The organism is Rhizobium sp. Leaf311 (genome assembly GCF_001423445.1).
In the GTDB taxonomy this organism is placed as follows: Bacteria; Pseudomonadota; Alphaproteobacteria; order Rhizobiales; family Rhizobiaceae; genus Agrobacterium.
Genome location: NZ_LMNZ01000004.1, coordinates 496301 through 496502 on the forward strand (window position 1 = coordinate 496301; position 202 = coordinate 496502).

The window sequence follows — 202 nt, forward strand, 5'->3', positions numbered from 1 at the left end:
TGTCGGATCGCTGGGCCCCGGATCAAGTCCGGGGTGACGGCGGTGGGTTGTGGCGGGTGGGGATTGCCGGGGTGGGCTGCGGTGTGCTGCGGTGGGTGCTGTTGGCGTATCGGCGGGGGAGACTTGTTGTTGGTTCGGCCTGCGATTTCCTTTGACTTCGGGCATTCCCTTACCTTCCGTCATTCCGGCCTTGAGCCGGAAT